This window comes from Dyadobacter sp. CY351 (assembly GCF_021502625.1).
Lineage (GTDB): Bacteria > Bacteroidota > Bacteroidia > Cytophagales > Spirosomataceae > Dyadobacter > Dyadobacter chenhuakuii.
The window spans coordinates 665,864-690,701 of the sequence record NZ_JAKFFU010000004.1; the positions used below are offsets into that span (position 1 = coordinate 665,864).

20 protein-coding genes are annotated in these 24,838 nt (G+C 46.1%); 6 read left to right on the forward strand and 14 right to left on the reverse strand.

Translation table 11 applies throughout. The features are described from left to right. Positions 1-14 precede the first annotated feature (14 nt). The 4 genes from L0660_RS12085 to L0660_RS12100 all read right to left on the reverse strand — a co-directional run bounded on the left by L0660_RS12085 (position 15) and on the right by L0660_RS12100 (position 2,395). Positions 15-578, reverse strand: a complete 564-nt coding sequence (locus L0660_RS12085) for a Crp/Fnr family transcriptional regulator (protein ID WP_235159685.1) — start codon at positions 576-578, stop codon at positions 15-17. A 70-nt stretch (positions 579-648) separates the two neighbouring features. Beyond that, positions 649-1,200: an NADPH-dependent FMN reductase gene (locus L0660_RS12090; protein ID WP_235159686.1), complete on the reverse strand. Its 552-nt coding sequence runs from the start codon at positions 1,198-1,200 to the stop codon at positions 649-651. A gap of 120 nt (positions 1,201-1,320) precedes the next feature. Further along, entirely contained in the window at positions 1,321-1,728 is a 408-nt protein-coding gene (gene uraH, locus L0660_RS12095; protein ID WP_235159687.1) for a hydroxyisourate hydrolase, read from the reverse strand. A 70-nt stretch (positions 1,729-1,798) separates the two neighbouring features. Further along, positions 1,799-2,395 (reverse strand): Crp/Fnr family transcriptional regulator, encoded by a 597-nt coding sequence (locus L0660_RS12100; protein ID WP_235159688.1) that lies wholly within the window; start codon positions 2,393-2,395, stop codon positions 1,799-1,801. Positions 2,396-2,608: 213 nt separating this feature from the next. Between L0660_RS12100 and L0660_RS12105 the strand changes: the two genes are divergently transcribed. From L0660_RS12105 to L0660_RS12125, 5 genes are all read left to right on the forward strand, one after another. Further along, entirely contained in the window at positions 2,609-3,358 is a 750-nt protein-coding gene (locus tag L0660_RS12105; protein WP_235159689.1) for an AraC family transcriptional regulator, read from the forward strand. Positions 3,359-3,386: 28 nt separating this feature from the next. After that, positions 3,387-4,553, forward strand: coding sequence for an NAD(P)/FAD-dependent oxidoreductase (locus tag L0660_RS12110; protein ID WP_235159690.1), 1,167 nt, complete (start codon positions 3,387-3,389; stop codon positions 4,551-4,553). A gap of 12 nt (positions 4,554-4,565) precedes the next feature. Then, positions 4,566-5,000, forward strand: a complete 435-nt coding sequence (locus L0660_RS12115) for a GNAT family N-acetyltransferase (protein WP_235159691.1) — start codon at positions 4,566-4,568, stop codon at positions 4,998-5,000. Between the two features lie 175 nt (positions 5,001-5,175). Further along, positions 5,176-7,092 (forward strand): PAS domain-containing sensor histidine kinase, encoded by a 1,917-nt coding sequence (locus tag L0660_RS12120; RefSeq protein ID WP_235159692.1) that lies wholly within the window; start codon positions 5,176-5,178, stop codon positions 7,090-7,092. Next, positions 7,079-7,483 (forward strand): response regulator, encoded by a 405-nt coding sequence (locus tag L0660_RS12125; RefSeq protein ID WP_235159693.1) that lies wholly within the window; start codon positions 7,079-7,081, stop codon positions 7,481-7,483. Before L0660_RS12120 ends, L0660_RS12125 begins: the two co-directional genes overlap by 14 nt. Positions 7,484-7,570: 87 nt before the next feature. On the opposite strand, the gene L0660_RS12130 is transcribed toward L0660_RS12125, so the two are convergent. The 8 genes from L0660_RS12130 to L0660_RS12165 form a co-directional block, all read right to left on the reverse strand. Next, positions 7,571-9,046 carry a RagB/SusD family nutrient uptake outer membrane protein gene (locus L0660_RS12130; protein ID WP_235159694.1) on the reverse strand — a complete coding sequence of 492 codons (1,476 nt, stop codon included), beginning with the start codon at positions 9,044-9,046 and terminating at the stop codon, positions 7,571-7,573. A gap of 39 nt (positions 9,047-9,085) precedes the next feature. Further along, the gene (locus L0660_RS12135; protein WP_235159695.1) at positions 9,086-12,148 is read right to left on the reverse strand and encodes a SusC/RagA family TonB-linked outer membrane protein; all 3,063 of its coding nucleotides are present in this window, start codon (positions 12,146-12,148) and stop codon (positions 9,086-9,088) included. Between the two features lie 327 nt (positions 12,149-12,475). Then, positions 12,476-13,378 (reverse strand): bestrophin family protein, encoded by a 903-nt coding sequence (locus L0660_RS12140; protein WP_235159696.1) that lies wholly within the window; start codon positions 13,376-13,378, stop codon positions 12,476-12,478. Positions 13,379-13,524: 146 nt separating this feature from the next. Beyond that, entirely contained in the window at positions 13,525-16,692 is a 3,168-nt protein-coding gene (locus tag L0660_RS12145) for an efflux RND transporter permease subunit (protein WP_233796834.1), read from the reverse strand. A 37-nt stretch (positions 16,693-16,729) separates the two neighbouring features. Next, positions 16,730-17,839: an efflux RND transporter periplasmic adaptor subunit gene (locus L0660_RS12150; protein WP_235159697.1), complete on the reverse strand. Its 1,110-nt coding sequence runs from the start codon at positions 17,837-17,839 to the stop codon at positions 16,730-16,732. A gap of 19 nt (positions 17,840-17,858) precedes the next feature. Then, the gene (locus L0660_RS12155) at positions 17,859-19,220 is read right to left on the reverse strand and encodes a TolC family protein (protein ID WP_233796832.1); all 1,362 of its coding nucleotides are present in this window, start codon (positions 19,218-19,220) and stop codon (positions 17,859-17,861) included. Between the two features lie 403 nt (positions 19,221-19,623). Beyond that, on the reverse strand, positions 19,624-21,327 hold the full coding sequence (locus L0660_RS12160) for a sodium:solute symporter (protein WP_235159698.1): 1,704 nt from the start codon (positions 21,325-21,327) through the stop codon (positions 19,624-19,626). Next, on the reverse strand, positions 21,324-21,491 hold the full coding sequence (locus L0660_RS12165) for a hypothetical protein (RefSeq protein WP_235159699.1): 168 nt from the start codon (positions 21,489-21,491) through the stop codon (positions 21,324-21,326). Before L0660_RS12165 ends, L0660_RS12160 begins: the two co-directional genes overlap by 4 nt. 262 nt (positions 21,492-21,753) lie before the next feature. Here L0660_RS12165 and L0660_RS12170 point away from each other — a divergent pair, with 262 nt between their 5' ends. After that, positions 21,754-23,256 (forward strand): capsule assembly Wzi family protein, encoded by a 1,503-nt coding sequence (locus L0660_RS12170; RefSeq protein ID WP_235159700.1) that lies wholly within the window; start codon positions 21,754-21,756, stop codon positions 23,254-23,256. 53 nt (positions 23,257-23,309) lie between these two features. Here the strand turns inward: L0660_RS12170 and L0660_RS12175 are convergent, their stop codons facing one another. Beyond that, entirely contained in the window at positions 23,310-23,579 is a 270-nt protein-coding gene (locus tag L0660_RS12175) for a hypothetical protein (RefSeq protein WP_235159701.1), read from the reverse strand. Between the two features lie 110 nt (positions 23,580-23,689). Continuing rightward, on the reverse strand, positions 23,690-24,745 hold the full coding sequence (locus tag L0660_RS12180; RefSeq protein WP_235159702.1) for a lactonase family protein: 1,056 nt from the start codon (positions 24,743-24,745) through the stop codon (positions 23,690-23,692). Positions 24,746-24,838 lie beyond the last annotated feature (93 nt).

Consider the following 24,838-nt stretch of genomic DNA (forward strand, 5'->3'; position numbering starts at 1 on the left):
GGTAGATTCGGTAATCAACGGACATTTTTTCTGATCCGACTCAATGCATTCGGTGTAATGCCGAGGACTTCGGCGAGCTGTTTGACTGGTACTTTTTGTAAAAATTCAGGGTTATTCATAAATTCCAAATAACGCTGCTCGGCGGAAAGGGTTTGGAAATTCAAGATCTGGTCGATCATCCTGACCGAGGTTGCCTCCCAGATTTTGCGGCCGAACTCTTGCCAGACGCTCACGTGGGCGTATAAGAAATCCATATCCTTTTTGTCAATGACAATCAGCCTGGTTTCTTCGATGGTGTCAATGTTAAAGCGGGATGGCTTTTGGGGATTAAGGCTGGAAATCTCTGTAAAAAACTCATCCTTGAAACAAATCCAGCTCGTTCTTTCCTCTTGGTTCAGATGATAGAAGAAGCGGACCCCTCCTGATACGATAAAAAAATATTGATTGGCGATTTGACCTTTCCGCAAAATCAGCTTTCCCTTAGGAACTAACCTTTCGTTACACCTGGAAAGCACCATTTGAAGATCCAGGTCATCAATCGATATCATCCCTCTTAAAAAGTTGACGAATTCTTCCATTTTGATACGGTTATGATTTAGGCATCGACAAGATTAATGACCGGATCCGTCTCAGTACACGCCTAATTTCTTAGCCGTTGAGCTTCCCGTTTCCAATAATTTCTAACAGGTTGTCACATTGCGCCTGTAGTCCGGTCTGCGTTAATTCGTCATCAAGTTGCTTTAATGCGTTGATCTTGAGATTTACGTTTGGAATGGAATAAGCGCTTTGCTGGTTTTTCTTTGTTCCCAGGGCCGTCAGCGTTAGCAGCAGGGCAGCAAGGGCTTTGTCGCCGCCCGTATTGAGCGGAGAAGAGCTGATGGCGGCCACGGGTTTCTCGTTCAGATCGCCTGTTGCCACAGTCCAGTCGAGTGCATTCTTCAATGTTCCCGGGATGCCAAATGCATATTCGGGTGTGCAGATAACAATGCCATCAGCATTTTGGATGGCCGTTTTAAATTTGATAACACCTTCATTTTCTGAAAGTCCCGGACTGAAATGTGGGATTTTATCCAAACCATCAAATATTTGGTAATCTACATTTTCAGGGAAACATTTTGCCAGCGTTTTCAGGACAAGCGTATTGGTCGAGTCTGAACGCAAGCTGCCCGAAATACCTATTATACGAATTGGTTTCATCATTGAGTATTCTAAATCTTTCCGAAAATCTCAGCAGCAAGTTAATTAAACGGTTTGGTTGTTGCATAGCCGCAGTATCAAGTCAAATTACCTTGCCCGACTCTACTATTGATTATTTGCCACCTAGTTGCCTCTGTAAGTAGAATAACCGTAGGCCGACAGTGTGATTGGTACGTGATAATGTTTGCTGCCTTTGATCTCGAAGACAACCTCAATAAACGGATAGAAGCTCTCTATTTTTTGTTTTTTGAAATAAGCTGCTGTCAAAAACGTCAGTTTGTAGATACCTTCATTAGCGCTTTCAGCGCTAAGAAAGTCGGAAATCGGGCCATTCGAGTCGGTTACTTTTTCCGCTACGGCTGACCATGTTTTTTTATCAGCGTCCAGTTTTTCCAGTCGGATAGGTACGTCTGGTGCGGGCATTCCTTTGGATATATCAAGGATATGACTTGATAACTGGTACGTTTTAGATTGCGGGTAAGCCAGGGTTGTGCTTAGCATCAGCGTCAGCACAAAAAGTATTTTTTTCATTGCTTTCAGGTTTGTTTCTTGCAAAGCTACAAGTCCGGTTTACCGAAAGTGTTGACCTAAGTCAACGTTTTTAAAGTCGTGATTTTACGCGGCTTAATGTAGAGGGAGAAATTCCCAGGTATGAAGCGGCCATCTTATTGGATACCCGCAGTAAAAATTTTGGTTGTGATGCAATGATCCACTTTACTTTTTCCAGCGCGTCAAAACCCTGGAAGCCGTAAATACGTTTTTGAGCACTTACAAAGCCTAACTCCAGTATTTCCCGGTAGATGCGACTGAACTCGGGTAGGGTATCTACGAGCTGAAAAAAGTCCTTTCGTGATATTACAAGCAGCTCTGATTTTTCAAGGGCCTGCAAATATTCCAAGGCGGGCTTCTGATCTATAAAGCTGGGCAGAGCCGTGGCAAACATGCCCTCAAAAGCAAAGTACCGCGACGTTTCAACGCCTGCATTATTTAATGTGAATACCCGAAGAGATCCAGTATTAATAAAATAGTAAGCCCTGCAAGTATCATTATAGCTGATCAAAACTTGGTTTCTGGCAGCTTTTACGGGATGAAAGAATGAACATATATTTTCAAGTTTTTCGTGATCGATATCATGTCTGCTCAGAATGTAAGATGCCAGAGGTTGATATAGAGCAGGTACTTTATTGATTGGTTGCATTAGCTCTGAATATTTACAAAAAGTTAGTATTTACAAGGGCAGCACGCTTGTGGAAACGGATTCAGTAAAAATCGATTGGCCTGGAAACACGCATTGCCTGCTCTCATGAAATGTAATACATTTGAGCTAAATCAACACAGAACTGGCGCTTGAAAACCGGTTTTGATCAAGTTTTATCCTCGATATTGCAATTGTTTTAGTCTCTTCGAAAAAATGACGGATCGTATCCAATTTGAAGCAGTTCAGCCGGTCGCGGCATTGGAACCGTTGGTGGAAAGCTTTTGGAGACTGGCAAATGAAACTGATGATAAGAAACCTGCCGTCATCCTGCCGGACGGGCGGTTGGACGTCAGCTTTACTTCGAGAAATCACCAGCGTATCCTTTTGCATGGTCTGGAAACCCAGCCCTCGCAAGTTGAGATAGCGCCCGGATTCAGCATGTTTTGCATAAGCTTCCGGCCACTGGCGGCTGAATATCTCTTTAAAAGTTTTCTGCCGATTGTGCCTGATAGCATAAGCTTGCTTCCGGCAAACTATTTTACTGATACCGTGGATCATTTCGAGAACATCGGAGAGTTTTCCGGTCTTTTGACAGAAGTCCTATCAAAAATGCTCACAGCAGATATTGATCCGCGAAAGAAAAGACTGTTTGATCTGATTTATAGCTCGCACGGAGGCATGAGCGTAAGAGCGCTTTCGGAAAATGTCGGATGGAGCGCCAGGCAAATGAACCGCTACTTCCAGGACACTTTTGGTATGTCATTGAAAACCTATTGCAGCGTGTTGCGTTTCAGGTCTTCTTTCGGGCATATCAAATCAGGCAAGCTTTTCCCAAAAGAAAATTACGCAGATCAATCGCATTTTATCCGCGATATTCGAAAATTTGCTGGCGTTGTACCCAAAGAGCTGGCCAAAAACACCAACGACCGATTTATACAATTTTCCACGCTTCCACCCAGCTAGTTTTGTCTTATAATTAACGAGACAAACTATGACAACAGAAAATAAGACAATTGCAGTCGTGGGCGGCGGGCCGGGCGGTTTAACGCTGGCACGACTCCTTCAAATGGGTGGCGCTCAGGTGAAAGTGTATGAGCGGGACCTTAATAAGGACGTGCGCGTTCAGGGCGCTACACTCGACCTTCATGAGGAATCGGGCCTGGAAGCCCTGCGACGGGCAGGTCTGATGGATGCTTTTTACGCCAATTACCGGCCCCACGCCGGCAAGCTCCGGGTTACGGATCAGCACGCTAGTATCCATTTTGACGACCACGACTCTGGCGAGCTGACTGAAAATCGCCCCGAAATTGATCGTGGCCCTTTAAGAGATATATTAATTGAATCGCTGGCAGATCAGACCATCGTATGGAACAGCCATTTTCTATCTATGGAAAAAAGAGGCCAGGGATGGCTTTTGCATTTCAGCAACGGCAGCAACGCTTACGCTGATGTGGTCATAGCAGCCGACGGCGCTAATTCACGGGTTCGTCCGTATATTACAGACATTAAGCCGCTTTACTCAGGCATTACTATCGTGGAAGGAAACCTGTATGATGCAGATGCCAACGCGCCGAAGTTATGTGAGCTGACCAAAGGGGGTAAAGTATTTGCTTTGGGCAATGAACAATCCTTAATACTAAGTGCCAAGGGCGATGGCAGCCTGTCTTTTTATACGGGTATAAAAGTGCCGGAGCAATGGATTGACAAATGTGGGATTTCCTTTTCAAACAAAAAGCAGGTCCTGAACTGGTTTAAAGATGCCTTCGGCTTATGGAGCGACTTATGGCAGGAATTGTTTGCCAGCGGCGAGCTTTGGTTTGTTGCGCGTCCGCAGTATCATTATCCCACGAATCAGCACTGGGAGCCGCTTCCTAACTTGACGATGATCGGTGATGCGGCACACCGGATGCCTCCATATGCAGGGGAAGGCGTAAATATGGCCATGCAGGACGCTATGGAGCTGGCAACGCAACTGGTATCGGGTGAGCATGCCACCATCACCGAGGCGATAGCAACATTCGAAAGGCAAATGTCTGCGCGAGCGGCGGCGGTAACGAAAATGTCACTTGATTCGACCGAGATGCTGCATTCCAAAGGTGCGCTGAATAAATTACTTGACATGTTTGAGGGCTATAAGCATGATCTTACGGAAAAATAACGGCGGTAGACAATGATAAATATTAATCTGATAATACCTTACAGCAACGAGCACACGGAAGCATTGCGTGATGTTTTTTTCAGATCGCGATGCCATGCGTTTTACTGGGTAAATCCCTCGGAATTTCAACTTGGTGACTTTGATCAGTCTATTGTTGGCGAAAATCTGTTGGTGGCAGTCCATGAGAGCAGGCCTGTGGGCTTCGTGTCGTGGTGGGCACCCGGTAACTTTATCCATAATCTTTTTGTTGACCCGGATTTTCACGGGCAAGGGATAGGAACTGCGTTGTTGGATTCCTGTTTGAAAGTGATTGGCCGGCCGGCAAGACTCAAATGTCTGACTGCTAACCAAAGCGCAATGGATTTTTACCTACAAAAAAAATGGACAGTCGTTGAAAAAGGTGACAGCACAGAAGGGGAGTTTTTACTGCTCAGCGCAAATGACTAGATCGCCCTCGTGAATATGTAGCCGTAACACGCAAATTGGTTGCAGAAGAACCTTTTTTTGTTATCTTTTTTGAGACAATTTAGAAAAATCGGTGCTACAACTTGGTAGAATACTGGGAGGCAAGCCTATCTTTGAACGATGGGTTATTCCGAGCAGCTAATAAGAATTCTAAACTATGCTTCCAAGCGATGATGCGGTGTTAAAACACCTGGGCGAAGCTGTCTTCACGGCCGGCAATGACGGACAGATCGTTTCTTCCAACGCCGCTGCCACTAAGCTTACCGGGTATACCGACAAAGAGTTAAAAACTCTGTCATTAGCCAATTTGTCCGGGCCGGAGCCAGACGCCATCAAGTTACAATACGAGCTTAATCAGGCAATACAGAGGAATGGCTTTTTTATCGAAGGGTGGGGGCTTAGAAAGGATGCCAGCCGGTATTGGGCTGAGACCTCATACTGGCCGATTTTTGATGATCAGGACCGCCATTGGGGTTTTTCTGTATTAATAAAAGATATTACCCAAAAGAAACAGGAGCAAATCGCGCTGCTGGAAAGCGAAGAAAGGTACCGGTTGATTGTTGAGGCGGTGCGGGATTATTCCATCTTTATGCTCGATACGCAGGGGCACATTGTGACCTGGAACGATGGCGGCCGTCTGGTGCATGGTTATTCGGCTCCGGAAGTGCTGGGTCGTTACTTTTCTTTTTTTTACACGCACGACGACTTGCTGGCAAAAAAGCCGGAAACAGAGCTTGAAGTTGCCAAAACAACGGGTACCTACCGCGAGGAAGGTTGGCGGGTCAGAAAAGACGGCTCATTATTCTGGGCAAGTGTGGTACTGACGGCTCTATATGATGCGCATAACAAACACATAGGCTATTCGAAAGTGGTTCGTGATCTGACAGATAAGATGATGGCCGAAGAATCATTGCGCCAAAGTGAGATCCGTTACCGATCGCTTGTTGAGCAGGTGGGGGACTATGGGATTTTCATGCTTGATACCAAAGGCCGGATTGTTAGCTGGAACGAAGGGGCTAAACGAATCAAGGGCTATGCGGCCGAAGAGATAATCGGAAAATACTTTTCTGTTTTTTATCCCGAAGAAGAAATCATCGGAGGCAAACCGGTAAGGGAGCTGCAAATCGCGCGTGCTTCGGGTAAATATGAAGAGGAAGGCTGGCGTTTACGCAAAGATGGGAGCCGTTTCTGGGCAAATATTGTTATTACTGCCCTGTTTGACCCCGAAGGCCGGCATACGGGTTTTTCAAAGGTGACCCGCGATTTGACTGAACGTAAGCTGGCTGAGCAGGCTTTACAGCAAAGCTCAAATCAATATCGCCAGCTAGCCGCAGAACTTTCCGAAAGCAATGACCGGTTGTCAGTCGTGAACAGGGAACTAGAAGAATTTACAGCCGTAGTGTCCCACGATTTAAAGGAGCCGGTTCGGACCATCAAAAGTCATTTGCTTTTAATGAAACAAAACCTGCAGCAGGAGAATTTTGAGACCATTCCCATCAGTCTTGCCAAAAGCTTGCGGGGTGTGCAACGGATGCAGGAATTGATTGATAACTTGCTGTATTATAGTCAGATCAGCAATGTAAATTTACAGAAGCAGAAACTTAAAGCCAGCGATGTCATTGCCGAGGCAGTGCAGAATTTGGACGATGCCATCCAAAAGAGTGGCGCCGAGCTTATTATAAATCAACAAGTTGAATACTTATACGGAGATAGGGTACAGCTTGTACAGCTTTTACAGAACCTTTTAAGCAATGCTATAAAGTTCACCGAAAAAGAAAAACCCAAGGTTATTATTAGTGCATTCAGCCAGGATGAGCACATAGAGCTGGTCGTTCAGGATAACGGCATAGGGATACCTAATGAACACCTCGAAAAAGTGTTCGGTGTATTCAGGCGGCTGCATTTTGCCAGCAAATATCCAGGCAACGGGGTTGGCCTTGCCATCTGTAAAAAAGTGGTAGAACGCCATAACGGCAGGATTTGGGTGGAGTCAAAACCTGGCCAAGGAACGAGTTTTCATGTTATTATCCCGCAGGGCTGGCCTGCAACAACTCAGGAAAATGAAGCGGTTTAAAATAGCTATCGTAGAAGACGATGAAGATGAACGGTTTTTTATGGTTGATGCCTTCAACTCATTTGCCGGCTTTGAAGTGGTGGGTGAGTTTGGAAATGGCGACCAATTGATGGCATGGCTTGGTAAGCAGGCGGATCCCACTACCGAATTGGTGATCACAGACCTGAACATGCCCGGCAAGAACGGGTATGATATCATTTCTGAGGTGCGCTCAAAATATAGCGGCATTGACGTGGTTGCTACCTCAACTTCGTCGGTTGATGCCACCCGAAATAAATGCCTTGCCATGGGCGCACGCCAATTCCTTGTAAAGCCCGACGTTTTCATTCATTATCAGGACTATGTAGAAAGGTTATATCAGCTTTTAAGTCCGGCCAGGTCAAGTAATTGATTATCAGGGAAAGAAATAAGCACAATGACAAGATACAAACGGCGCGAAAATTTTCGCGCCGTTTGTTGTTATCGGGCAATATCCGGTTTACGGATTCTGGGTCAGCTTTGCATTGCGATCGATTTCGGCTTGCGGGATAAAGAATATCACGCGAGGGTCGGTAGGCAATACTTTCTGATTTACATTGGTTGTCGGTGTATTGTTCAAAGAATGTGTTCCGGGATAATTTCTTTCCATTGGTATATTATTACGGAACAGATCATACGAGCGGTGTCCTTCAAATGCCAATTCGAGCATTCGCTCCTCCATGACTACATCCAGGGCCTTTTTGGTTCCCAGATTGGCAACGGTGTAAAGTTTATCACCCGTCAGACCTGCACGCTGGCGGATCAAATTTACATCTTCCAGTGCCAGGGCCGTTTTTCCCAGTTTCGCATTGGCTTCTGCCCGGATCAGGTGCATTTCTGCAAGCCGCAGATACACCGGTGAGCTTAGGTTGATGACGCCTTCCTGCATGGAGTATTTGTTAACATAATACATCGGCGTTGAGGGCGACAGCTTGACATTGTACTGCAGAGCCCCATTGATCGTATATGGAGACACGAAATTGTTTCTGAGGTCACCCGGATTTTTAGAGAGAAAATCAACATACTTTTTTGAGGCATAAATCTCTGCCCAGCCACTTACGCCTTGTCCCTGCGGCGTGCCGGATGCATCGGCGCTAAAATACATGGATCCAATCGCCGAGAATGCTCTATCCTGCACTTTTGTGTGGCGAATAGCAAAGATGGTTTCGGGATTACTGGCAGGAGCCGTTTTAAAATAGCTGCTGTATTCTCCGCCCTGAACCAGCTTGTAGCGTCCCGACTTGATGACCAGATCAGCATATTTGATTGCATTATCATTCTCACCTTTGTACAGATATACACGTGAAAGCAGCGCCTGAGCGACTTCTTTTGAAGCAAACGAATTTGACTTATTTTCAGACATCAGATCCGCTGCCTTGAGCAGATCCTGAATGACGGAGTCATAAACGTCTTTTACTGAGCTGCGGGTGATTGTGTTGATCTGATCGTCGCTTAATCCGTCCAAAAGCAGTGGAACGCCTGGGTTATTGCCATTTTCCTGAGGATACGGCCGACCAAAAACACGCACCAAATTGAAATGCATCATCGCTCTAAGGTAAAGGTTCTCACCTTTTAGCTGGCGCAGTGTAATGGAGGACTCATCGGGAACGTATGCAATAATCTTGTTGGCTGCCGCAATCACCTTGTAAGCCTGGCCCCAGAAATTAGTGGCATGACCCGAAGTATTGATATGCGTGTAACGATATGCCCGCGTAAGATCATCGCCTGATGACTGTCCCTGTGCAACTTCGTCACTGGGATATTCCATCAAAAAATGCACGCTGCGCACATAAGCTGCATTCAATAGCACAGCGTAAGTGCCGATGGTTGCCGTCTCAACATCTCCCGCATTGGTTAGTGCCGACTCTTCGTCAATGGAAGTTGTGGGTTCGTAATATTTCTCACAGGACACCGTACTCAGTGTCAGCGACCCCATTAATAGGAATTTAAATATTGAATATTGTCTCATATACTATTAGAATGAAAAGTTGATCCCTATAAGATATTTTTTGCTGATTGGATATCTTAAACTCGATAGTCCGGAGCTTAAATCAACCTGTGATAAGGAAACTTCCGGATCCGGGCCTGAAAACTTGGTTGCCGTCCATAAATTATCACCGCTTACAAAAACAGAAACCCGCGAAAAGCCGCTTCTGCCTAAAACATTGTCAGGAAGCGAATAACCCACACGAACGTTTCTCAGCCGGACGTAACTACCATCTTCCAGGTAACGCGAAGAAGACTGGTTGGAATCTTTGTTACCTCCCACAATTGCTTTGGGGTGCGTAGCTACGTCACCCGGCTTTTGCCAGCGGTTCCAGTCTTTGGCAGGCACCATTTGATTATAGGCCTCATAGAAACCATCATTGTCGAAATAAACACGGCTTTCATTATATACCCAGTTTCCGTAAACAAAGTTAAAGAATGCAGAAAAGGTAATGTTCTTGTAGGTCAATGTATTGGAAAGACCACCCGTGAACTTGGGAGCAGCCGTTTTTCCTGTAAACTGGCGTGAATCGGCCGTTTGCGCCTGGTTATAAGTGCTCGTTAGTTCTTTGGTAAGATTACCATTAGCATCCTTTACAATTCTTTCCCATTGCGGATCGCCGTTTTCCGGATTTACGCCCGCCCAGATCGGCATGTTGTACTCATCCATATTATGCCCGACAGCGATAGGCTGGCGTGCGCCGGAGTTGAATACGGTAGAGCCATCGCTCAGTTCGAGAACCTTGTTGCGGTTGAAGGCCATGTTCAGGTTGGTTTCCCAATTAAAACCATTGCGTTTAATGTTGGTAGATGTCAGACTGAACTCGATACCCTTATTGCGGATAGAACCTGCATTTACCCAAACGTAGCCGTAACCCGTCGTTGCTGCCAGCGGTTTGCGGTATAGCAGCTCGCTGGCCTCTTTAACATAGGCGTCAACAACCAGGTCAATGCGATTGAAAAAACTCAGGTCAAATCCGATGTTTGAAGATTTGATCTTCTCCCAGGTGAGGTCCGGGTTTCCTTTTTGCGAAGGAGCTGCGCCGGGAAGTCCCGAGTAAGATGCATCGGCAGAAATGGTATACAATCCCAATGAAGCGAAATTGCTTAGACCGTCTGCATTACCAACCGTTCCATTACTCGCACGAAGTTTTGCAAAAGTCAGGGTTTTGTTGTTTTTCAAAAACTCCTCATTACTCAGAATCCAGGATGCTCCTAGCTGATAGAAATTGGCCGTAGAGTTGTTTTTTCCAAACAAAGAAGAAAATTCGTTTACAAAAGATCCGATCAGAAAATACTTATTGTCGTAGTTGTAATCGGCTTGTCCCAGAAATTTACGGAAACCCACCTGCTCATTGAGCCCGGTAGGATTGGTCAGGATATCCGTAGCCACCGACATTACGTCACGGCCGGGAGGCAAGCCTTTTCCTGCCGCGCTGGTGCTGCTCGAATAAGTCGTTTCCGCTTCGGCAACGCCCAGAAGCGTAAGTCCGTGTTTGCCGAAATCTTCGGAATAGCGTATACGGTTTGAGGTAAGCAAGCGGTTGGAATAGCTGGTTCCGTTATAGAGCTCACCACCGTTGGCCCCGCCCTGTTTGGTGCGTTTGTCATTATAGCTCGCACTCAGGCCATTTCCAAAATTGATCCGGTTATAAGATGACAATGTGATTTTGTCTGTCAGCTCATAGTCCAGATCCACATCGGTTGTAACATTCAGGCTTTGGGCCTTCGCATAGTTATACTGAACGGAATGCAGGAAATTTTCCCGCTCGCGTCCCAGCCATCCGGGGTAGCTTCTGCCGTCTGTGGGTTGGCCCTCACCATCATATGCTGGGTCGAATGGAAGGTTGTTATAGGCATCGTATAAAGTATTGCTGTTTGCATAGTTATCCTTGTTGAAGACGCCATTGAACAGCACCTTGGCAGTCAATCTTTTCGTCAGCTGCGATTGCAGGTTTGCGCGGAAGTTGTAGCCCGTCTTATCATTTTCGATCTGCGTTCCCTGCTCCTTGTAGTAGTTGGCAGAAATGTAAAAAGTGGTTTTCTCACTTCCTCCGGAGGCAGAGACGGTGTGGTTGTTGACAAATCCCGTCCTGAAAGCCTCATCCCACCAGTTTGTATTGGTTTGCAGCACCGATGCATCCCGCGGGTAAAAAGTGCTTTGGAAATCATACAACTGCTGGGAATTCATCAGGCGGAAATTTCCGGTGGTCGCCTGGGCAAATCCCATGGTGTTGGCAAAACTGATTTGCGTTTTACCCGCTTTCCCCATTTTTGTGTTGACAATGATAACACCATTGGCTGCGCGCGAACCATAGAGTCCTGTTGCGGCAACATCTTTCAAGACCGTAATGTTTTCAACATCGACAGGATTGTAACTGCCGCCAATGTTTCCGTCAACGACGATTAACGGGGATGTTCCCGCAGAGATAGTGCCTGCTCCGCGGATCAATATACGTCCTGCGCTGGTAGGATCACCCGATGCGCTTGAAACCACAACGCCCGGCGCCTTACCCTGAAGCAGGTTGGGAAGCTCGTTGGAGGTGACATCTCTGAGTTTTTCGTTATTAATCGTGGTAACAGAACTTGACAGGTATTTCATCTTTTTGGCTGAATATCCCACCACCACAACCTGGTCTAGCTCCTGGATGGAAGAGCTCAGCGAGATGTCAAACACTGTTTTCTGACCTAATTCAGCCTCAACGGGTGCGTAACCGATGTAGCTGAATATTAGCGTAGCATTGGCAACGAGATTTTCGGGGATGCTCATCGAAAAATCCCCGTTCATATCGGTCGCAGCACCGACCGCATTGTTGTTCTTAAGGGTAACGGTTACCCCCACAAGGGGCTCTCCCTTTTCATCTTTCACTTTACCCGTTACGGTCCTGTCCAGGCTGCTTACCTGCAAAGTGGGATAGGCCATCAGCGGCAAAGCGCTGCCTTGTTGCGGGGCAAAAAGTGATATCCCGATCATCATTGCAAGGGGATAGCGCAGTGACTTTTTTCTGGGTAACCACAAGGATTTTTTTGGTTTGGGCTTAGGTTTTGTCATAGTAGTAAATTTTGTTTACCCGGCAAAGTAACCCAAATTTTACTACCCATCAATACTGTGTATTGAGAAATAGTGCAATTTTTATGTATTAATTATTAGATTTTACAATAGATCTTTTTGTGTTCAGATCTCATACATTATAATATCTACTGGTTAGGTGTTTTCGTTCACGCAAATTATGTGCTCGATAACGCAAGAATTCACGATTTTTAGCCGGCATAGATTGAGCCAAAAAATTATCAAAAGCTGTGGCAGGAAAAACTTGGAATAAGCATATGTGCCCAAACCAGGTGAAATGAGATAGCTATTCTGTGAATCAACGGTAGTTTACATCACCACCCCATTCTTCGGCAAAATCTTCTCCGGGATTTTGCTTGCCCCGATCAGCTCTAAGAGATTAATCTCGATTGTTCGCGAAAGTGAGGTCATGGGAATGTCGTTTGGCCCGTTCTCGAATGGGTTCTGCATGACATAGGCGATCCATTCCATATACAGAAAGAGAAACGAGATAATGAATGTGATCGGAATAGCGATCCGGCCGATGCTTTCGACAAGACCCATGGGCAGGATCAACGTAAATATGAAGATAACCAGCACGACAAAAAAGCTGTATTGCGTTGGGAAAATGGTGTTTTTTATGCGCTCGCACTTTCCCATGGCATCGCATAAGCGTTGCAGGGTCTGGTCAATGTTCTGATAAAGCAGGGTTTCGATCTTGCCATCCTGGTGCAGCTCGGAGAATTTGAACTGTATCAGATTTAAAATTGCGTTGGGAATATTGTTCTGGTTGGCTGCGTAATCATGCTCGGAGGCCGTCAAATGCAGATCGGCATAAACCAAGACCGGCTCTTTGCGTAAAGAATTGGCCAGGGCATAGCACCAGGCAATCTGCAAATGGGTGATGTTGGCGACCACTTCATCTTTTTCGTTTTTGTTGGCCTTAATAAAAGTGATAGACTGCCTGATAAGCGTGCGGCTGTCGTTGACAATCTCGCCCCAAACCTTTCGCCCTTCCCACCAGCGATCATACGCCGAGTTGGTCCTGAAACCCAGCAGCAGCGAAATCGCCGTTCCCAGAATGGTAATGATGGATATGGGAAAAGAGAGAAAATGCCAGTTTTGGTAGCTGAAAAGGTAAAAAACCAGCGTCGCGTAGGCAGTAACGGCCAGCAGACCGTGCCAGATGCCTTTGAGCAGCCGCCAGATTGAAAAGACTTGCTTAACGTACATGATAGGGGAATTTGTATAACGTAATTGCTTGTGCTAAAAAAGAATGCCCGCACTGGGCAGCCAGCAAGATTTCATAAATAATTGATAAAAAAACAGCTCACAGAAATATTATTTCCGTGAGCTGTTTTTTGTAGATGTGCTTGATGCTAAGCTATCTCAGCAGCAGGCGCATCAGGCGGCGTATGGTCGTGTTTTTTCTTGCCCATGGCTATCTTTTCAATGGCAACAAAAAGAACAGGCACCACAAAGATGGCCAGCGAGGTTGCTGCAAGCATCCCCCCGAATACGGTCCAGCCTATGGTTTTTCTTGATTCTGCCGCAGCTCCACTGGCAAATGCAAGTGGAAGCACACCCAGAATAAAGGCCAGTGAGGTCATAATGATGGGGCGCAACCTGAGCCGAACGGCTTCCAGGGTTGCTGCTACAAGCTCCATACCGCCATCGACACGTTCCTTGGCAAATTCAACGATCAAGATCGCGTTTTTTGCCGCAAGACCGATCAGTGTAATCAGACCGATCTGTGCATAAATGTTATTTGATAAATTCGGCAGGAACGTAAGTGTCAGAATCGAGCCGAAAGCGCCGATTGGGACGGCAAAAAGCACTGAGAAAGGGATAGACCAGCTTTCATATAATGCTGCCAGAAACAGGAACACAAAAACGATCGAGATTGAAAAGATCAATGTTGTACTATCACCCGCTTTAATCTCCTCACTACTCATACCAGAGAATTCGTAACTATAACCGGCGGGTAGTTTCTGGGCGACCTCACGCAGCGCGTTAATGGCCTGCCCACTACTGTAACCCGGCTTAGGCGTTCCGTTGATTTCGACAGAACGGTAAATGTTATAGTGGGAAATCAAAGCCGGGTTTTCTACCACTTTGGTTGTTACCAGCGAGCCGAGCGGGATCATATTTCCTTCACGGTTGCGGACATAGAACTGCTTGATTTTATCCAGCGACGAGCGGAAACTGCTGTCAGCCTGCACCATTACCCGGAAATTACGTCCGTAAAGGTTGAAATCGTTTACATAACTACTACCCAGAAGCGTCGAAAGCGAGCTGAAAACATCATTGACCTGAACACCCAATTTCTTGGTTTTATCGCGGTCCACATCAATCTGGTAACTCGGTGTTCTGGCATTAAAGAAGGTATAGGCCATGGCAATCTCGGGACGCTTGTTGACCTCGCCAAGGAAATTACGCATCACACCTTCAAACTGCTGAATGTTGTCGGTGCTGGTGGATTGTTGCAGCTGGAATGTAAAACCAGAGGTTGCACCAAGACCCGGAATGGCCGGCGGAGCAATAGCGAGCACCCTTGCTTCCTTAATATCGGCCGTACGGGCCTGTATCTGCTTGATAACCGCCTGCACGTGATGCTCGGCGCCTTTACGGTCTGCCCACGGCTGCAAGCTGATAAACAGCGTACCTACATTGGACTTGTTTGAAAAGCTTAAAACGTTAAGTCCTGCCAAACCACCTGCTACACGGACTTCTGGAATTGCAGAAACGCGCTTCATGACCTCTTTGAGCATAGCAATGTTACGCGTCGTTGAAGTAGCTTCCTGCATTTCGTAGGTTACAAAAAGACGCCCTTCATCTTCAACCGGGATAAAACCCGATGGTTTGTTTTTGAAAAGGAAAAACAGACCCACAAACAGGCAGACCATCATCACAAGCACCAGCGGAGTTGCCTTGATCCATTTGGCCACGCCGCGCGTGTAGCCATTTGAGACTTTGTCAAACCAACGGTTGAAGCGATCAAAGAATCTTTCCAGCCAGTTCTTCTTGTCATTTTCACCTTTGGAAGGTTTGAGCATGATCGTGCAGAGCGCAGGCGTAAGCGAAAGGGCAACAAAAGCCGAAAGCAAAACAGATACGGCAATGGTGATGGCAAACTGCTGATAGAGCCGACCTACAATTCCGGGCACAAAACTTACGGGAACAAAAACTGCAGCCAGGATAAGGGCAATCGCAATTACAGGTCCCGAGATATCCTTCATCGCCTGAACGGTTGCCTCCTTGGGCGACATTTTCTTTTCGTCAATATAATGCTGGACGGCCTCGACAACCACAATGGCATCATCGACAACTATACCAATGGCCAGTACGAATGCAAATAGCGTAAGGGTGTTGATCGTAAAACCAAACGGGATGAAGAAGATCAATGTACCAATCAGCGAAACGGGGATGGCAAGGATTGGAATCAATGTTGCCCGCCAGTTTTGAAGAAACAAAAACACAACGACAACAACCAAAATCATTGCTTCGGCAAATGTTTTCAAAACCTCCTCAATCGAAACTTTAACTACGGTCGCCGTTTCATTGGGGATCACATAATCGATGTCCTTGGGAAATGTCTTTTTCATTTCGGCAAGCTTGTTCATCACACCTTCATAGGTGGCAAGCGCGTTGGCGCCCGGCGCCTGATAGATCAAAACAAAGGCTGCTGGTTTTCCGGCAACAAATGCATTGGCACCGTAATCGAATTTACCCAGCTCAACGCGGGCTACATCACGCAAGTAAACAACACTTCCTTCCTGAGGCGAGCTTCTTACGATAATGTCTTCGAATTGCGCCTTGCTATTCAGGCGGCTATTGGTCAATACATTATATTCAAATGTCTGCGTATTGGGTTGCGGGTTACCGCCAACGGTTCCGGCTGCAACTTGAAGGTTTTGCTCGGCAAGCGCCGCTGAAATATCCGAAGGCGTCATACGCAGGTTGGCCAGCTTTTCGGGGTTCAGCCAGATCCGCATACCAAAGTCATCTGCTCTGGAAATAATATCTCCAACCCCTTTTACGCGCTGTAATGCGTCTTTAAGATATATGTTGGCATAGTTACCAATGAACTGGGCATCATGGGTGCCATTGGGCGAGTACAATGCCAAAACGATCATGATACTTGGCTGGCGTTTTCTTACAGTCAAACCAAGACGCTTAACGGCATCGGGTAGGGTAGGCTCTGCCACACTCACCCTGTTCTGAACGTCCAGGGCGGCAATGTCGACATTGGTTCCAACATCAAAAACAACGTTAATGCTGCTTTGCCCGCTGCTGGTAGAGTTACTGGACATGTAAGTCATGCCCGGCGTACCGTTGATCTGGGTTTCAATAGGCGTCGTTGTGGTCTGCTCAACGGTCTGAGCGTCGGCGCCGGTAAAGTTACCGCTTACTGTTACGGTCGGCGGCGTTACATCCGGATACTGCGCAACAGGCAATATGGTCAGTGCAATAAGACCCACCAGGACCAGCACGATGGACGTAACAATGGCTGTAACGGGCCTTTTTATAAAAATATCTGCAATCATTTTTACTGGATTATAATATTAGTAAAAGAGCGAAGGATTATTTTCCCTCTTTAATAACTGCGCCTTCTCTCAGGTTCTGAACGCCTTCGACGGCAATCTTTTCTCCTTCTTTCAGCCCGTCTTTAATGATCACGTTGGCTCCCAGGGATGTTCCCAGCACAACCCGGCGCTGGCTTACTTTGCTGCTGTCGCCAGCAACATATACAAAGAATTCACCCAGCTGCTCAGTAACTGCCTTATAGGGGATCACCACAGATTTGGCAGCAGCATTATTAAGCACGCGCACAGTTCCGCTCATGCCCGAACGCAGCCGGTTATCTTTGTTTGGAAAAACAAGCCTTGTCTTAATGGTCCCTGTTTGTGGATCAACAGCGCGGTCGATGAGGGCGATTTTGCCTGTCGCAGGAAAAATATCGTTTCCAAATTTCAAAGTGAATGTGGAATCAGCCGCCTTTGCGTTTTTCATCAATGTCGAAAACCGGTAGATTTCTCTTTGGTCTACATTAAAATCAACTGCCAGTTGGGTGTCGGTTGAAACAGTGTTCAGAATGGTCTGGCCAGCCGTTACAGCCGCGCCCACTTTCACCATCGAGATGCCAATCACACCATCAAAGGGAGCAGTCACCTTGGTATAGTTTACACTCGTTTGAACCGCCTGAATGTTTGCCTTGGCCGCCTCAGCCTGTCTTTTGGCTACTTCCAGGGCTGCATCTGCATTATCAACAAGCTGTTTGGCCACAGCATCGTTTTTTTCAAGCTCATGGTAGCGGTCAGCATCTTTCTGAGCGCGGGCCAGATTGGCTTGCTGCACATTAAGGTTGGCAACAGCCTGATCATAATTGGCATTATAAAGCTGGGCATCAATAGAATAAAGCAGCTGGCCCTTTCTTACGCGGGAGCCGTCTTTGAAATGAATGCCGGTGATAAAGCCCGTAACCTGCGGCCGCAGCTCAATTTCGTTCAGCGCAGTGACCGTGCCTGGATATTCGTCGTAATAGGTTGCGTCTGCGGTCGTCACAGCCACAAGTGAGACCGGCACGGCCGGGGGAGCTGCTGCTTGCTGCTGCTGCTCTTTTTTATCTCCGCAAGAGCTCAGAATGACCAGAAACAGTGCTGCTGAAAAGTATGGTAATTTATTTGAGAACATAATAGGGGTATTTTTCGATTTAATAGTTCATTTGCCCAAGGGCTTTTTGCACATCGATCTTACTGGCCAGAGTCTGGTAGAGCGCATTGTAATAACTGATGCGTGCCAGTCGCAGGTCGGTTTCGGAGGTTACTACTTCCAGATAGGTTTTAATGCCTGATTTATATTGGAGCTGGATGACATCATATACTTCGCGGGCCAGGTCCATATTATCTTTCTGGGCAAGCAGATTCGTCAGATTGCCTTTGTAATTAGCCAGCGCCTGCGAGTATTCGGCGCTCACATTCATTTGAAGGCCTTTTATGTCCCAATCGAGTCGTTTGATCTGCCATTCTGCCGCCTTGGTGTTGGCCTTTCTTTTACCACCTTGGTAAAGGGGCAGCGAAAGCGTCAGCAGTCCAAAGGAATTGGGATAATTCTTGTTGTAAAGATCGGTAAACTGGTTATTCTGAAAGTTCAGGTTATAAGCCCCGTTGAGCGAAATGTTAGGCAGATAGCTCCATTTATTGTATTGCAAATTTGCTTCCAAAAGCTTTTTCTGCGTGCTCAGCAGCTGAAATTCTATGCGCGAGTTCAGATCCAGATTTTGCAGCGTATCCAGCGATATCTCTCTTTCCATCTGCAATGTATCATAGGCGATCGCTAGCTGCTTGTCGGATGGGTAACCCATTAAGGATTTCAAATAATCGAGCTTGGCTTTCAAAAGCTCCTCGTTGCTTTTCTTGCTGGCTTTGGTGTTGTTAAGCGAAATGGTAGCACGCTTAAAATCAATTTTATCAGCAATTCCTGACTTGTATTGATTTTCTGCATCCTTTAAGCTTCTTTCCAGGCGCTGAATGTCTTCCTGAGCTACATCAATCTGCTGGGTCGTTGCCAGCACATCATAAAATGCTTTCGAAACATTGACGGCAATGTCGGTCTTATTAAAGGAAGTGTTCTGGCTGGCCTGTAAGAGCACGTCTCTTTTTGTCTGGTTTGCCAACAGCACATCGCGGTTGAAGATCTGCTGCGATAATGTGAACTGGGCTGCGGAAATGTTGCTGACACCAAGCTTTACGGGATTACCGGCAATGATGCTGGTCTGCACGATAAAGTTGTGCTGCAAGTTGTAATTGAAATTGATCTGCGGATACCAGTCGGCAAGCCTGCTGCGAATCTGATTTTCGGTAATCCGCTCATCGATCAGCGATTGCTGAACAATGGGCTGGTTTTTAATGGCGTAGTCAACAACCGCCTGCAAAGTTGCCTGCTCCAATAAGGGCGCCTCTTTGGAACTTTCCTGAATGGCCTGAGAAAATATCGGGCAAAAAGAAGTGAGTGAAAGCAGTGCCGAGCTAAGCGCCAAACGCATTGTTTTTTGTGGCTTAGACCAATACTTCATGTAGATTTTTATTTTATGAAACAGATAGATATTGACGCTTCAATAGCGCCGAGGTAAAGAACGGGACCCGGTCGTCAGCTGTCGGTAGGAATAAAATCTAAGCCTGACTGGAAATTCACTGGGTGGGCTAAGGGATACATAAAAGGTTCAGGATGAAAAATTTTGTATACAAACGGTGACATAATAGCCGTAAAAACAGCTCGCCAGGGTTCTTGGATTGTACTTATTAAGGATTTAAAACCCGGAATAGTTTCACGGTAACCAGTAAAAATTTGGGCTGCCAGGCAATCTTCTTCTAATAATCAAAATTTTAAAAGAAATTGTGCACAAACCATGCGAGCTCCCGGAATGTGCTATGGATTGCAATATTCAGGGGAGCTTGCTGCGAGCGCCTGGCAGTTACTTACAAGGCATTCACCTCTTGGTCGGGTTGGGGCCAGATCTTTTCAATGATCAGCGCAAAGAATATAACAAGGGCGCAGCCGATCAGGTTAAGCCATAGAAAGGCAGTCAGATCCAGCCAGTAGCTGAGAACCACAAATATTTCACCGAGTATACTGGCAAAAAACACAGCCCTGCTACCGATTTTGGGAAAATAAAATGCGACAAGGAATATGCCCAGGATCACGCCATAAAACAATGAGCCCAGAATGTTAACGGCCTCGATCATACTGCCCAGCCGGGAGGCATACTGGGCTACGCCAATGCAGAAGATGCCCCAGAAGAATGTTGCCCAGCGGGAGGCTGCCACGTAATTGCGTGAATCATCGTCTTTATGCACCATCCGCTTGTAAATATCCACAATGCTGCAAGAAGCCAGCGAGTTGTAAGCCGATGCCACTGAGCCCATTGAGGCCAGCAGGATCACCGCAATCAGCAATCCAACCATTCCTACCGGAAGATAATCAATCACAAACCTCAGAAAAATGTAGTTAACATCATTGATCTCTGCTCCATTGGCTTTTGAAAGCACGGCCCCGGCCTGTTTGCGCACATCCTGAACCTGGGTTTCGATCTTTGCCAGCGCTGTGCGGGACTGTTCAATGGCGGGCTCATCATCCTTTTTCAGCGCGCGCGTCAGCTCCATCACGTGCGGGCGCTTAGCTGCCTGAATGGCATCGTGGCGGGTTTCGAGCTTTTGGTATTCGGCCGCATACGGCGTTTTTCTGACCTGCTCCACGGCCGTTTCGTTAAAGAACAGCGGCGGATTTGTAAACTGGTAAAATGCAAATACCAAAACGCCCACCAGCAGGATCATAAACTGCATAGGGATCTTTAAAAGACCATTCATGGCCAGCCCCAGCTTGCTTTGTCCCTGAGAGCTTCCCGTCAAAAACCGCCCGACCTGCGACTGATCCGTTCCAAAGTAAGAGAGTTGTAGAAAGAAACCACCGATCAGCCCAGACCATACATTATAACGATTGTTTAAATCAAAAGTAAAATCAATCAGATTAATCTTGCCCATCTTACCCGCCACGTGCAGCGCATCACCAAACGAGACATCATTAGGCAAAAAACGAACAACCATTACGCCGGCAATCACCATTCCAACCGTGATAATGCCCATCTGCTGCAAGTGCGTGTGAGAAACCGCGCGGCTGCCGCCTGCAATTGTATAGAGCATGACAATGCCTCCGGAGATAATATTAGTCCACATAATGTCCCACCCCAGGATAGCAGAAAGAATCAGCGAAGGCGCATAGATGGAAAGCCCTGTGGAAAGTCCGCGCTGCAAAAGAAAAAGAAACGAAGTAAGCGCGCGCGTTCGAAGGTCAAAGCGCCTTTCCAGGAACTCGTAGGCCGTAAATATTTTAAGCTGGCCAAATTTGGGCACAAATGTGATGCAAAGCACCACCATAGCAAGCGGTAAACCAAAATAGAACTGCACAAACCGCATGCCGTCCGTATAAGCCTGACCCGGAGCAGATAAAAACGTGATAGCACTGGCCTGCGTGGCCATCAATGACAGCGTTACGTGGTACCATGGCATGGACTGCCCGGCCAGTAAAAACGAGTCCATCGTATGCTTCTCGCGGCTGCGATAAATCCCGTAGGCAACAACAAATATCAGTGTGAGTGAGAGTACAATCCAGTCCAGCGAGCTCATTGAAAGTGTTTCATAAATAAATAGAAGAGGACAATCAGCAGAATGAGCGTGCCAATAAGCAGCTGATAAAGCTGTTTCCAGCTTCTGACAAATGGGGGTAAGCCGTCGCGGTCAACCAGTTTTTTGCTATCCCCGTCCTGCGGGCTATTTTCGTTTACATTCATCAAGAGCGGGTTCGGGGATTAAGGCTGCTGGCAGCCAGGCATTCTGGAATCGGGCCACCGGGTAACGTGCCACCGGGCAGCGTGCCCCGGTAAAAATAGAACGGTTTTTACATTGTTTTAGCATGTGGGGTGAAAATTGGGATGAACGGGTGGGCTCAATGTACTGAATGCACAACTGGGTTTAAAACTATTTTTTCTAGAATATTCGAATAACTATTGAACTTAAACCTATTTTAGCTCAACGTTAAACACTCCATCAACAATGAATTCATTCCGTGCATTTATACTCGTTGCGGCTTTACATTTTAGTTTCATTTCACCCATTGCATATGCGTTTCAGCAGGAATTGATTGAGTTAAACGATGAATCCTCACGCGACACAATCCGAAGCGAATACACGAAAGCCTGGCTGGAACTGGCTGGTTATGGTTCCACGTCAGAGCGTACACCTTTCTGGCTACATGCCAATCAATGGGGCATAGTTCCTAATTCAGGTCACATTGCAAGCTTGCGCCTGGGTATTGAGGCAAGAAAATATCTTCAAAAGGACTCTCTTTTAACACCTAAATGGTCGGCTGTATATGGAGCCGAGCTGGTAGCCAATGGTTCCCGACATAGCAAGTTTTTAGTGCCGCAAATTTATGCCGGAATTGCTTTCAAGAGTTTTCAGCTTACACTTGGACGGCGAAAGCAGTATGTTGGCTTTAATGATCATGAACTTGGCACCGGAGCTTATATGTGGTCGGGTAATGCTCTTCCCATACCCAGAATTCAATTGGGTTTTGAAAACTACGTGCCTTTCATTAAGAATTTTCTTTACTTCAAAGGCTTTTATTCTGATGGTTTCTTGAACGGGCCCAGGCCAGTTACCAGCGAGTTGAAGCTACATAATAAGGGTCTGTTTGTACGCATCGGCAGACCAACCGGACTGGTACAGCTTCACGGTGGATTTAACCATGCCGTGCAGTGGGGTGGCCGCTCGCCATACTTTACCGAAAATGGTCAGATGCCGAAGGGCATTGACAAATACTGGTATGTTATTTCCGGCTTCAAGCCCAAAAAAGGGATAAATGGGATTTCGTCATTTGACGCAGAAAACAGAATTGGTAATCACGTGGCAAGCATTGACTTCGGTTTAGAGCTCAATTTGAAATTAGTCAACATACTTTTTTATCGTCAAAATTTGATTGAAGACGGATCACTCTTTTATCTTAACAACGTCAAGGATGGATTAAATGGAATCACATTTAACATGAAAAATCAAGAAGCTAGAAATTTCACATTAGATAAACTGACATTCGAATTTCTGTATACTAAGAGTCAGGGTGGGAGTGAGGCAGTTGATGGCAATGCTATCCGGGGTAAAGACGATTACTTTAATAACGCGCAGGTAAGAGATGGATGGCAGTATTATGGAAGAGCAATAGGAACGCCTTTCATCACTCCCCAATCAGAAAACGGCTGGCCCAGATATGCTGATTTTTTTACAAATAATAATCGCGTTTGGGTTGTGCATAGCGGACTTCGCGGAAAGCTGGGTGGTGCCATTTGGACAACCAAGCTTTCCCTGTCAAATAATCAGGGAACCTACGATGTTGAATTACCAGCTAAAATTTACCAATTCTCCGGCGTTGTCGGTCTAGAGAAGCAGATGGACTGGCTGGCCGGCTCTGTTATAAGAGCAGCAGTTTCGGCTGATGCTGGTAAGTTGTTCGACGATGCTGTTGGTGCAATGGTTTCGATTAGGAAGAATATCAGGTTTTAGCTCAGCATTTGACTACTGGATGGGTGTACCTTCGCAAATCGTGTCCTTCACTTTTAGAACTTTAGTGGTTCGTTGCCTGCTGCACGATTATGATACCACCAGCGCGCCATTTCTTTGAGAACATGATTTGAAAAGTCTCCTAAATTATCGAAATCAACAACCACGGAAACATAAAGTTTTATACCTAACAGATCAAGAACAAGCTCACCGCCTTGTGTCTCCTGGTCAAAAACTTCAACTATGCAGCGAGGGTATTTTGACCTGAGAATAAGGTTTCTTTCTTGATCTATTACCTGACTAAATGTTGGAAGTTTCTGAGACATAGGTATTCGTAAAAATGTAAAATTTCGTATCTAATCTTTGAAGGTTCCCAGAAGGACCGTTTTGTCGATATTTAGCGCTGCCTGATATATTTTTTGACATGATTGATATTTCATACTAGCAACAGCTGCTTAACGCATACGGGAGAAGGAATTTGGATCTGCTTCTCCAAAGGCAACAACTGTCCGTCCTCCATCTTCCTTTCAAAGAATACCAGATTATCTGTATCCCTGTTTGCAACAACAATAAAGGCACCCGTTTCATCAATAAGAAAGTTGCGGGGATGACTGCCACCTGTAGATGTAAAGCCGGTCGAAGAGAGTCTACCAGACTTGGTATCCACCTGATATATGGCTAAGCTATCATGCCCCCGATTTGATGCGTAAAGAAAATTCCCGTCCGGAGAGATGTGGATATCCGCTGCCGAATTTTTTCCAATAAATTCACCAGGCAGCATTTTTACTCGTTCGTTGTGTATCAGCGTGCCTGTGCTTCCCACAATTTCAAAGGTATTGATTACCGAGCTTAGTTCGCCAACTGAATAAACGTGACCGGTGTTGGCGACCACCAAATGACGTGGACCGTCTCCAGATAAAACTTCTGTGTAAGAGTCTGAAGCAGGTGTTAATCTTCCCGTTAAATGATTTACAGTGTAGATCATGATTTTGTCAGTACCCAAGTCAGACGCATAGGCATATTTTCCATCCAATGAGTGAACAACGGAATGCATATGTGACTTTTTTGCGGGGTCTCCGTGAGGAATCACCTGTATAGCATCGCCGATGCTGCCATCCGAACTGACCTTATACACACTTAAATCGCCACTATTATAATTTGAAATATATAAAAATTGTCCTGTGGGATTTAAGCTAACGTGACAAGGACCATCACCGAGAGATGACTTCACATTGAGCTCTGTTAGGAGTCCATTTTTACGATCAATTGCAAAAGATGAGATCGTATTATTTCCTTCATTAGTCGCATACAAATAGTTCTTGCCCGGATCAAATTCAAGAAACGAAGGACTCGATTCGCTGGGAACTAATTGTATCTCCTTGCAAGTAAAATTGTATCTATCAAATTGGTAAACATATACTCCCTCACCCTTAGGTGTGTATGTTCCAACATAAAGAATTTCTTTCGTCGAATTTTGTAGTGATGCTGCCATTGTCGGCTTAGGTGGGAATATATAATAAATTACTTATCCTGAGGTTTCTTGTTGCCTGCAACCTTTCGTAAATGCTAGCTGTTGACATTTACA

Excerpts from the sequence above, each read along its gene's own strand:
- L0660_RS12085 (WP_235159685.1), bottom strand. The coding sequence starts at position 578 with ATGGAAGAATTCGTCAACTTTTTAAGAGGGATGATATCGATTGATGAC.
- L0660_RS12090 (WP_235159686.1), bottom strand. The coding sequence starts at position 1,200 with ATGATGAAACCAATTCGTATAATAGGTATTTCGGGCAGCTTGCGTTCA.
- uraH (WP_235159687.1), bottom strand. The coding sequence starts at position 1,728 with ATGAAAAAAATACTTTTTGTGCTGACGCTGATGCTAAGCACAACCCTG.
- L0660_RS12100 (WP_235159688.1), bottom strand. The coding sequence starts at position 2,395 with ATGCAACCAATCAATAAAGTACCTGCTCTATATCAACCTCTGGCATCT.
- L0660_RS12105 (WP_235159689.1), top strand. The coding sequence starts at position 2,609 with ATGACGGATCGTATCCAATTTGAAGCAGTTCAGCCGGTCGCGGCATTG.
- L0660_RS12110 (WP_235159690.1), top strand. The coding sequence starts at position 3,387 with ATGACAACAGAAAATAAGACAATTGCAGTCGTGGGCGGCGGGCCGGGC.
- L0660_RS12115 (WP_235159691.1), top strand. The coding sequence starts at position 4,566 with ATGATAAATATTAATCTGATAATACCTTACAGCAACGAGCACACGGAA.
- L0660_RS12120 (WP_235159692.1), top strand. The coding sequence starts at position 5,176 with ATGCTTCCAAGCGATGATGCGGTGTTAAAACACCTGGGCGAAGCTGTC.
- L0660_RS12125 (WP_235159693.1), top strand. The coding sequence starts at position 7,079 with ATGAAGCGGTTTAAAATAGCTATCGTAGAAGACGATGAAGATGAACGG.
- L0660_RS12130 (WP_235159694.1), bottom strand. The coding sequence starts at position 9,046 with ATGGGGTCGCTGACACTGAGTACGGTGTCCTGTGAGAAATATTACGAA.
- L0660_RS12135 (WP_235159695.1), bottom strand. The coding sequence starts at position 12,148 with ATGACAAAACCTAAGCCCAAACCAAAAAAATCCTTGTGGTTACCCAGA.
- L0660_RS12140 (WP_235159696.1), bottom strand. The coding sequence starts at position 13,378 with ATGTACGTTAAGCAAGTCTTTTCAATCTGGCGGCTGCTCAAAGGCATC.
- L0660_RS12145 (WP_233796834.1), bottom strand. The coding sequence starts at position 16,692 with ATGATTGCAGATATTTTTATAAAAAGGCCCGTTACAGCCATTGTTACG.
- L0660_RS12150 (WP_235159697.1), bottom strand. The coding sequence starts at position 17,839 with ATGTTCTCAAATAAATTACCATACTTTTCAGCAGCACTGTTTCTGGTC.
- L0660_RS12155 (WP_233796832.1), bottom strand. The coding sequence starts at position 19,220 with ATGAAGTATTGGTCTAAGCCACAAAAAACAATGCGTTTGGCGCTTAGC.
- L0660_RS12160 (WP_235159698.1), bottom strand. The coding sequence starts at position 21,327 with ATGAGCTCGCTGGACTGGATTGTACTCTCACTCACACTGATATTTGTT.
- L0660_RS12165 (WP_235159699.1), bottom strand. The coding sequence starts at position 21,491 with ATGAATGTAAACGAAAATAGCCCGCAGGACGGGGATAGCAAAAAACTG.
- L0660_RS12170 (WP_235159700.1), top strand. The coding sequence starts at position 21,754 with ATGAATTCATTCCGTGCATTTATACTCGTTGCGGCTTTACATTTTAGT.
- L0660_RS12175 (WP_235159701.1), bottom strand. The coding sequence starts at position 23,579 with ATGTCTCAGAAACTTCCAACATTTAGTCAGGTAATAGATCAAGAAAGA.
- L0660_RS12180 (WP_235159702.1), bottom strand. The coding sequence starts at position 24,745 with ATGGCAGCATCACTACAAAATTCGACGAAAGAAATTCTTTATGTTGGA.